The 6,729-nt window shown below is 74.0% G+C and carries 6 protein-coding genes and 1 pseudogene; 5 read left to right on the top strand and 2 right to left on the bottom strand.

What is annotated here, in order from left to right:
* The 3 genes and pseudogenes from V7004_RS07365 to V7004_RS07355 all read left to right on the top strand — a co-directional run.
* Positions 1-242, top strand: a pseudogene (locus tag V7004_RS07365) (hypothetical protein); the annotation flags it as partial.
* A 20-nt stretch (positions 243-262) separates the two neighbouring features.
* Positions 263-973, top strand: a complete 711-nt coding sequence (locus tag V7004_RS07360) for a ubiquinone/menaquinone biosynthesis methyltransferase (protein WP_334143086.1) — start codon at positions 263-265, stop codon at positions 971-973.
* Positions 970-2,193, top strand: coding sequence for an isochorismate synthase (locus tag V7004_RS07355; RefSeq protein ID WP_334143085.1), 1,224 nt, complete (start codon positions 970-972; stop codon positions 2,191-2,193). Before V7004_RS07360 ends, V7004_RS07355 begins: the two co-directional genes overlap by 4 nt.
* Here V7004_RS07355 and menD read toward each other — a convergent pair.
* Positions 2,171-3,859: a 2-succinyl-5-enolpyruvyl-6-hydroxy-3-cyclohexene-1-carboxylic-acid synthase gene (gene menD / locus V7004_RS07350; protein ID WP_334143084.1), complete on the bottom strand. Its 1,689-nt coding sequence runs from the start codon at positions 3,857-3,859 to the stop codon at positions 2,171-2,173. The genes V7004_RS07355 and menD overlap by 23 nt on opposite strands.
* Before the next feature lie 24 nt (positions 3,860-3,883).
* On the opposite strand from menD, the gene menH reads away from it, so the two are divergent.
* Positions 3,884-4,654 carry a 2-succinyl-6-hydroxy-2,4-cyclohexadiene-1-carboxylate synthase gene (menH, locus tag V7004_RS07345; protein WP_334143082.1) on the top strand — a complete coding sequence of 257 codons (771 nt, stop codon included), beginning with the start codon at positions 3,884-3,886 and terminating at the stop codon, positions 4,652-4,654.
* Here menH and V7004_RS07340 read toward each other — a convergent pair.
* Complete coding sequence (locus tag V7004_RS07340; RefSeq protein ID WP_334143081.1) at positions 4,644-5,531, bottom strand: 1,4-dihydroxy-2-naphthoate polyprenyltransferase; 888 nt, start codon at positions 5,529-5,531, stop codon at positions 4,644-4,646. The two genes, menH and V7004_RS07340, sit on opposite strands and share 11 nt — an antisense overlap.
* A 59-nt stretch (positions 5,532-5,590) precedes the next feature.
* Between V7004_RS07340 and V7004_RS07335 the strand changes: the two genes are divergently transcribed.
* Complete coding sequence (locus tag V7004_RS07335) at positions 5,591-6,727, top strand: class I adenylate-forming enzyme family protein (protein ID WP_334143080.1); 1,137 nt, start codon at positions 5,591-5,593, stop codon at positions 6,725-6,727.
* Positions 6,728-6,729 lie beyond the last annotated feature (2 nt).

Here is a 6,729-nt window from a genome sequence, read left to right as displayed (position 1 = left end):
GGGTGCGGATCGCCTTCGAGCGGGGCGAGGTGGTCGGCGTCGACCGGGCGCCGGGGGTGGAGGACCCCGCCGCCGTGCAGGGGGGGGGGGTGGCGCCCGACTGGTTCCCGGCGCTGGTGCTCGGGCGTTGGGGCGCCACGGCCCTGGCGGAGCGGGTGGACGACGTGTTGCTCGGCCGGCACCGTGAGCTCATGGAGGTCTTCTTCCCCCGCCGGCCTGCCGACGTCGCCGGCGACTTCTGACCAGCCGTAGGCTCGCTCCCATGACGACCCGGGCCCGGCTGCCGGTAGGTGAGGAGAAGGTGCGCGCCGTGCGCTCGATGTTCGACGCCATCGCTCCCCGCTACGACCTGGTCAACCGCCTCATGACCTTCCGGATGGACGTGGGGTGGCGGCGGCGCACCGTCCGACGGTTGGGCCTACGCCCCAGGTCGCTGGTCGTCGACCTGGCCTGCGGCACCGGCGACCTGTGCCGGGAGCTGCAGCGCAGCGGGCTGCGACCGGTGGGCGTCGACCTGTCGATGGGGATGCTGACCGCCGCCCGCACCGACGCGCCGCTGATCCAGGGAGACGCCCTCCGCCTCCCCCTGCCTGACCGGGTGGCCGACGGGGTCACCTGCGGGTTCGCGCTGCGCAACCTGGTCGACATCGGGGCTTTCTTCACCGAGCTGGCCCGGGTGGTGCGGCCCGGCGGGCGGATCGCGCTGCTCGAGGTGGCGGAGCCACCGAATCCGCTCCTGCGTGCCGGTCACCGGATCTACTTCGGCAGGGTCGTCCCCCGGATCGGCGGGCTGCTCTCGGATGCCGACGCCTACCGCTACCTGCCCGAGTCCGTGGCCTACCTCCCGCCGACCGCGGACCTGCTGGGCTCGCTCGCCCGGGCGGGCTTCACGAACGTCCGGCGGGAGCTGCTGTCAGCCGGGATCGCCCAGCTCATCACCGCCACCCGCACCAAGGCCGAGTGGGCGGCGTGAGCGACCGGCTGGTGGCGGTCACCCGCCGCCTCGATGCCGACGTCGACCTGCTCGACGTGGCGGGCGAGGATGGCTGGCTGTTCCTGCGGCAGGAGGAAGGGCTGGCGGGTCGGGGCACGGCCGCCGAGATTCGGATCCCCCGGCACGACCCGGCCCGAGCTGCCCAGGCGGTGCACGAGGTACTCGACACCATCGAGTGCGACGACGACGTCCGCCGGCCAGGTACCGGCCCGGTGGCCCTCGGCGCGCTGCCCTTCGCCCCCGAACGGGATGGGGTGCTCGTCGTGCCCCGAACGATCGTCGGGCGGGCCTCCGACGGGACCCGCTGGATCACCGCGGTCAGCGCGGACGGTCGCCCGCCCGCCGCGCCGACCCTGGCCGAGCATCCCGAAGGCGAGCCGTCACGGTTCACGATCCGAAGCGAGCGGGACACCGAAGAGTGGTGCCGGGCGGTCACTGCGGTCCGCGAGGAGATCCGCTCCGGCGACGCCCGCAAGGTGGTGCTCGCCCGCGCGGTCACCGTGGAGGCAGACCGCGCGCTCTCCCGGCGAGCGGTCCTCCATCGCCTGCGAGCCGCGTACCCGTCATGCATGCTGTTCGCCGTCGACGGGTTCGTGGGCGCCAGTCCCGAGCTGCTCGTCGCCCGGACCGGGGACCTGGTCCGCTCACACCCGATGGCCGGCACCGCTCCCCGCAGCGCCGACCCCTCCACCGATGCGCGGCTCGCGGCTGGGCTGCTGGCCTCGGCCAAAGACCGGGCCGAGCACCGCTACACCATCGACATGGTCCACGACACCCTGCTGCCGTGGTGCTCGTACCTCGACGAGGAGGCCGAGCCCCGGGTGGTGGCCATGGCCAACGTGCAGCACCTGGCCACCCGGGTCGAGGGCCGCCTCTCCTCACCCCCGGCGTCGGTGATCGAGCTCATGGTGGCCCTCCATCCCACCCCCGCGGTGGGCGGCGTGCCCCGCGACCGGGCCCTGGAGGCCATCCGGCGGTTCGAAGGGCTCGACCGGGGCCGGTTCGCGGGACCCGTCGGCTGGGTGGACGCGGCCGGCAACGGGGCCTGGGCGGTGGGCATCCGCAGCGCCGAGCTCGAGGGCACCCGGGCCCGGCTGTTCGCCGGGGTCGGGGTGGTCGAGGATTCGGACCCGGAGCTGGAGCTGGCGGAGACCCGGGCCAAGCTCCAAGCGCTGCTCAGCGCGATCGTGCGGCCCTGATCGCGGCGTGCAGGCCGTCGTGGACGGCCACGTTGGCCGCGCGGTTGGTCCCGGCCACCACCACGTGCGGGCCGCCGGCAGCCAATCGGGCCCGGACCGCGTCGCGCAACCCGGCGCGATCCTCCACCTGCACCGCGGGGACACCGTGGACGGCCGCCAGCAGGCAGGGATCCGCCCCGTGCGGGGTGCCGAACAATCGCTCGAAGACGGGCTCGGGTAGGGAGCGGGCCTGGGGGAGGAAAGAGAAGATCCCCCCGCCGTCGTTGTGCACCACGATCACCACCAGATCGACCCGACGAGTGGCCAGCCCGAGCAACGCATTGGCGTCGTGCAGGAAGGCGAGGTCGCCCACCAGCGCGGCGGTGGGCCCAGACGCCAGGGCCACACCCACCGCGGTGGAGACCACCCCGTCGATCCCGTTCGCACCCCGGTTGGCGAGGACCCGCAACCCGTCCCGGGGCGCGGCGTACCACTCGACGTCGCGCACCGGCATCGACGACGACACCACCAGCGTGGCCCCCTCTGGCAACACCGCGGCCACATCCCGGGCGATCGCGGGCTCCGACAGCCCGTCGCCGAGCGACGCCTCGATCGCCTCGGCGGCGCACTGGTCGAGGTCCTGCCAGAGTCGCAGCCACTCCCGGTCGACCGCCGCCCCGTCGAGCTGTGCGGCCAGCTCGAGGCACACCCAGGCAGGATCGGCAGCGGCGACCATGCCCGCGTCGTGATCCGGATCGAACCACCCGCCGTGCGCGTCGATCACCACCTGGAGGGCATCGCTGCGGGCCAGCCACGAGGCGAGGGCCTTGGACGCGGGCGGCATCCCGAGCCGCAGGACCACCTGCGGCTGGAGCTGGTCGCCGTCTCGCAGCAGGGCGTCGAAGTGAGCGACCACCGCCCGATCGGGGATGCGACACCCGCTGCGCGGGTCGGCCAGCACCGGCCATCCCAAGGTGTGCGCGAGCACGAGCACCGCTTCTGGGCGGCTGATGCCCGCTCCGGCCACGAGCACCCCGCGCAGGCCCCGGCAGTGCTCCGCCAGCCGCCGGAGGGAGGCGTGATCGAGATGGCGCTCGCTGATCAGGCCCTCGTGCCAGGGCAGCCCCGCGTCCCGACCGGCGGGAAGCTCGCCGGGATCCCCGAGAAGCGGCTCCCGGAACGCCAGGTTCAGATGCACGGGACCGGGGGGCGAACCGGTGGCCTCCACGAACGCCCGGGAGGCGAGCGAGCGCCAGGTGTCCACGGTCGCCACATCAGGGGGACCGGGGTCGGCAGCCCACCTCACCACCCCACCGAACAGCCCGGCCTGCTCGATCGTCTGCGGGGCGCCGACGCCGTGCAGCTCCGGAGGCCGATCCGCCGTGCAGGCGATCAGGGGCACCCGGTTGTGGCTGGCCTCGACCACTGCGGGATGCAGCTCGACGGCCGCGGTCCCGCTGGTGGTGAGGACCACCGCCGGGCACCCGGTCGCGGCTCCGACGCCGAGGGCGATGAAGGCCGCCGCCCGCTCGTCGTGGTGCACCTCCACCCGCACGCGCCCGTCCCGGGCCAAGGCAAGCGCCAGAGGGGTGGAGCGCGACCCGGGGCACACCACCGCGTGCGTCACCCCGCAGCGGACCAGCTCATCGACGAGCGTTGCACAGAAGCTGGCCGCGACGGCTGCCACGACGACAGCCTACGGTCTCCCCCCATGGCGCCCGTGCTGCACACCGAGGTGAGGGGGCAGGGAGGGCCACGCCTGGTGCTGGTCCACGGCTTCACCCAGACCGGGCGCTGCTGGTCACCGATCGACGACGACCTGGCCCGGGACCACGAGGTCGTGCTGGTCGACGCGCCAGGCCACGGCGGGTCGTCGCAGGTGCAGGCCGGTGTCGTCCGAGCCGCCCGGCTGCTCGGCCGGGTCGGTGGACGAGCCACCTACCTCGGCTACTCGATGGGAGGGAGGCTCGCGCTGCACCTGGCCGTCGAGCAGCCCGAGCTGGTCGAGCGGCTGGTGCTGATCGGGGCGTCGCCGGGCATCGAGCGAGCGGACGAGCGGGCGGCCCGGCGGGAGGCCGACGACCGGCTGGCGACACGCCTGGAGACGATCGGGCTGGCAGCCTTCCTGGATGAGTGGCTCTCGCAGCCCCTCTTCGCCGGGCTCGACGAGCGCGCCGCGCACCGCCGGGAGCGACTCCGCAACACCGTCGAAGGTCTGGCCGCCAGTCTCCGACTCGCCGGCACCGGGACGCAGCCACCCCTCTGGCACCGGCTGCCCGAGCTGTCGATGCCGGTCCTGCTGGTGGCCGGATCCCGCGACCAGAAGTTCCGCTCCCAGGCGGAGCGGGCGGGCGAGCTGATCGGGAAGCGGGCCTCGGTGGCGATCATCGAGGGCGCGGGCCACGCCGCCCACCTCGAACGACCCGACGCCTTCACGACGCTGGTGCGGGACTGGCTGGCGCAGACGCCCGTCAGGCACTGAGCCAGAGACCGGCGGCGAACAGCACCCCGAACACCAGCTGGACTCGACCGGTGACCCCGAGCACCGGGATGAGCGCCGAGCCACGGGCCCCTTCGAGCACAGCCAGCACCGGTTTCGGCACCAGCAGCACCGCCACCAGCGCCACCGCGCCGAGCAGGCGCCCGCCCAGCCCGGCCACGAACGGCACCGTGGCGAACGGCAGGAACATCAGTACCGCGTAGAGCACCCGGGTGGCCGGCTCACCCAGCCGCACCGCCAGGGTGCGCTTGCCGGCCGCGGCGTCGGTGGGGATGTCCCGCAGATTGTTGACCACCAGCAGCGCGGTGGCGAACAGCCCGACCGGTACCGACGCGCCGAATGCCAACCAGGTGAGCGTCTCCGACTGGACGAAGGCGGATCCGACGGTGGCCACCACCCCGAAGAACACGAACACGAACAGCTCCCCAAACCCGGCGTAGCCGTAGGGGCGCGGCCCACCCGTGTAGAGCCAACCGGCCGCGAACGACAGGGCCCCCACCAGGATCAGCCACGGGGTGACGGCGATAGCGAGGGCCGAGCCGGCGACAGCCGCCACCGCGAACGCGAGGAGCGCCGCCCGCTTCACCGCCGTCGGAGCGGCGAGACCCGAACCGACGAGGCGCACCGGCCCGACCCGATCGGGGCTGTCCGTGCCCCGCACCCCGTCGGCGTAGTCGTTGGCATAGTTGGTGCCGACCTGGATGGCGACCGCGACCACCATGGCCGCGACGAAGCGCCAGGCGACGATGCCCCGGCCTGCACCGAGGTCTCCCTGGGCGGCGGTCGCGGTGCCCACCAGCACCGGCACGACGGCCGCCGGTAGTGTCCGCGGGCGCGCCCCCGCCACCCAGATGTTCACGCCGCCAGCTTGACCGCCACCGACGGGCCGGGCCAGTTGCGCTCGCTATCCTCCTCGCCGTGCCTGAGCTGGTCGCCGCCGTCCTCGCCGGCCGATCCGGCGTCGACCTGCTCTTCGACTGCTGGGATCGCGGTGACGCGGTCATGCCCGTCGATCCGAGGCTGCCCCCTCCCGCGGTCGAGCGGCTGCTCGCCGCCATGCGCCCACACCGCTTCATCGACGGCTCGGGCGCCGTGCAGGCCTTGCCCGATCCCCTGCCGGTGGAGCCCGGCGACGCGCTGGTGATGGTGACCAGCGGGAGCACCGGCGACCCGAAAGGGGTGGTTCACACCCACCACTCGGTCGAAGCCTCCGCCCGGGCAACCACGGAGGCCCTGGGAGTGGACCGTGAGCGCGATCGCTGGCTGTGCTGTCTGCCGCTGGCCCACGTGGCCGGGCTCTCGGTGGTGCTCCGGGCCCGCTGGGCTTCCGTTCCCTGCGAGGTGCTCCACACCTTCGACGCGATGGAGGTCATGGCCGCGGCCCGCGAGCGGGGAGCCACGTTGACCACGCTCGTCCCCACCGCACTCGGCCGGATCGACCCGTCCGCCTTCCGCCGCATCGTGGTCGGCGGCGCGGCACCGCCGGCCGCCCTGCCCCCGAACGCGGTGGTCAGCTACGGCATGACCGAGACCGGCTCCGCGGTGGCCTACGACGGGCGGCCGCTGGCAGGCGTCGAGATCCGCATCGTCGACGGCGAGATCCAGCTGCGCGGGCCGATGTTGCTGCGGGCCTACCGGGACGGTCACGATCCCCGCACTCCCGACGGCTGGTTCCCCACCGACGACGCCGGCGCATGGGATGACGACGGACGGCTCGTGGTACACGGCAGGCGCGGCGACCTCATCATCTCCGGCGGTGAGAACGTGTGGCCGGCCGAGGTCGAGCGGGTGCTGGGCGAGCACCCCGGCGTGAGCGAGGTGGCGGTCCTGGGCCGGCCCGACCCCGAGTGGGGCCAGCGGGTGGTGGCGATCGTGGTACCCACCGATCTGTCCCGGCCGCCCCGGCTCGAGGAGCTGCGGGCCGCGGTGAAAGAGCACCTGCCGGCCTACGCCGCGCCACGGGAGCTCGAACTGGTCCCGTCGCTCCCCCGCTCCTCGCTCGGCAAGGTCATCCGGTCCCGACTCCCCGCCGGTTCGGGACCGGGCGCGAACTAGCC

This window comes from Rhabdothermincola sp. (assembly GCF_036846205.1).
Lineage (GTDB): Bacteria > Actinomycetota > Acidimicrobiia > Acidimicrobiales > Acidimicrobilacustridaceae > Rhabdothermincola.
Note: the sequence above shows the minus strand (reverse complement) of the source record. Positions and strands in the feature narration are given on the sequence as shown.

Coding starts and splice junctions, on each gene's coding strand:
- V7004_RS07360 (WP_334143086.1), top strand. CDS start 263: ATGACGACCCGGGCCCGGCTGCCGGTAGGTGAGGAGAAGGTGCGCGCC.
- menH (WP_334143082.1), top strand. CDS start 3,884: ATGGCGCCCGTGCTGCACACCGAGGTGAGGGGGCAGGGAGGGCCACGC.